This is a genomic window from Prosthecobacter debontii (assembly GCF_900167535.1).
GTDB lineage: Bacteria > Verrucomicrobiota > Verrucomicrobiia > Verrucomicrobiales > Verrucomicrobiaceae > Prosthecobacter > Prosthecobacter debontii.
Genome location: NZ_FUYE01000049.1, coordinates 1 through 1,676, shown reverse-complemented (window position 1 = coordinate 1,676; position 1,676 = coordinate 1). Strand labels below are relative to the sequence as shown.

3 protein-coding genes are annotated in these 1,676 nt (G+C 55.1%); 1 reads left to right on the top strand and 2 read right to left on the bottom strand.

Features of this window, described 5'->3' with window-relative positions; all coding sequences use genetic code 11:
• Window positions 1-497, top strand: a 497-nt coding sequence (locus B5D61_RS26570; protein WP_176159682.1) for a hypothetical protein, incomplete at its 5' end; no start/stop codon positions are given.
• Between the two features lie 171 nt (window positions 498-668).
• Here the strand turns inward: B5D61_RS26570 and B5D61_RS25480 are convergent.
• Together B5D61_RS25480 and B5D61_RS25475 are read right to left on the bottom strand one after the other, a co-directional pair.
• Window positions 669-1,163, bottom strand: coding sequence for a hypothetical protein (locus B5D61_RS25480; RefSeq protein WP_078816242.1), 495 nt, complete (start codon window positions 1,161-1,163; stop codon window positions 669-671).
• A 3-nt stretch (window positions 1,164-1,166) separates the two neighbouring features.
• Window positions 1,167-1,676: hypothetical protein (locus B5D61_RS25475; RefSeq protein WP_078816241.1), on the bottom strand; the 510-nt coding region annotated here is incomplete at its 5' end.

Below are 1,676 nucleotides of genomic sequence, written 5' to 3'. Positions count from 1 at the left end.
TTGACCGTAGGGGTCGTGATCTGCGTCTGGAGGGTGCTGCCCTCATACTCCGCCACACTCAGGCCGCCGCTGAACAGGATGGCGGTGTGCTTAGCGGTCTGCTCGAAAACGACATCAACCAACGCCGCTGGTCCCTGTTCTTCAAGGACGTCAACCCGCGCAAACCTGCCCCCGGGCCCGAGCATGGCATGGTCCACACCGGGGCCAAGATCTTCGGCAATCGGCTCTTTTGGGGCCAATTGAAGAGTGCCTTCCACGGCGGTTCACGCAGACTCTGCTCCTGGCACTGGAGGCCCTACGAGGAGATCGAGCACGAAGGCTGCACCTACCGCGCTCTCCCCGGCTACGCCTTCGGTGTCACCTCCACCGCCATCGTTCCCAGGTTCCGACCTCCCACCCGCTACAAGGCAAGACACCTCGACAGTTTGAAGCTCATCTGCAACGCCACTGGGTTTATTCAGGCCATCGAAAGGGGCATCCAGCAAGGCTTGATTTGATCCAATCTATTGTTAGACCTGACTCCGCCGCAACGCGGCGGATGCCTCGAAGACCCTCTATGCCCACGTCCCAAGCCCCCTTCGCCGGATAGGATGCCCTGGAATGTGGGGGCGACTTACTTGCATACTAGGGGCTACCTTTTTATGGGATTGAAGGCGACGAATGGAAAGTTAAGTGCTAGGCATGTGGGGAAGTAGCGATTGCCGCTCTTCGCTCGTCAGCGATTCAACGGCTGCGGCAAGCAGGGAACCGTCTCCTATGAAGAAGCTCAAGCGACCATGCACTGCTTTCGTGTCGAGTTTCTGACCACCGCTCCAATCGATCAGCAACCGATCTCCGATCAAGGTTGCAGCGACGTCGCGTTGATCATCTTGCCTTTTTTGTGGGATCGATTCTTTCGCTGTAATTGGCAATCCGTGGACTTCTGACAGAGCAGTCTCGTCAATCGCAGTTCCGACACGATCAAGGCATACTACCTTGATGCCCCGCACGGCTCCAGAGATCGGATCAATCGGCAGTTCGACAAGGGACGTGTCAAAATTACCTACCCTGTAAAAGACTGCACCAATCGGCGCAGAGAAGGTTCTGACCGCAATGGGCACATATGGATCGACCTCGACACTGACGGGAAGGTCACTCGCTTTGATTTTGTCGATGTATAGCATGTATTATTTGGGCAAGGCGTGTATGAGAGCGGGCAGTTGCCCTGCTTGTTGCGGCGCACCGAACTTGAGTTCCCAGCTGCCTACATTGAGCAGTTTACCATATGGCACACCGTTGGTCGTGGCAGCATTGACGGCTGATTGCAGACTCGTCATTTGCGCTTGTGTGCCCATGTTGACCATAGAGGAGCTTACACCGCGATTCAGCATTGCGGTAGCGTATTCGGCCATGTGTTCGGTTGCGTTGCCATGAACCCAAACCTTGCCGTTGCCTGTCACCAATTCAAACGACCGAGGAACGACTGTTCCTTCATAGAGTGGTTGCGTGGCTTTGATAGAGTCCCAAACTGTCCCTGTTTCCTTTGCGGCAAATTTGCTCAGGATTTTAGCGCCTCCAGTTTCAATTAAAGACACAAGACTTCGCGCTCCTCCAACAGCCATTGCTGTCTCAGCGTAATCGAAGTTCATATCACGTAACCCCACTGACACAGCATCTCCCATTCCTGCAAACCTCCG

What these genes read in the sequence shown, in the direction of transcription:
- B5D61_RS25480 (WP_078816242.1), bottom strand. Translation starts at nt 1,163, where the DNA reads ATGCTATACATCGACAAAATCAAAGCGAGTGACCTTCCCGTCAGTGTC.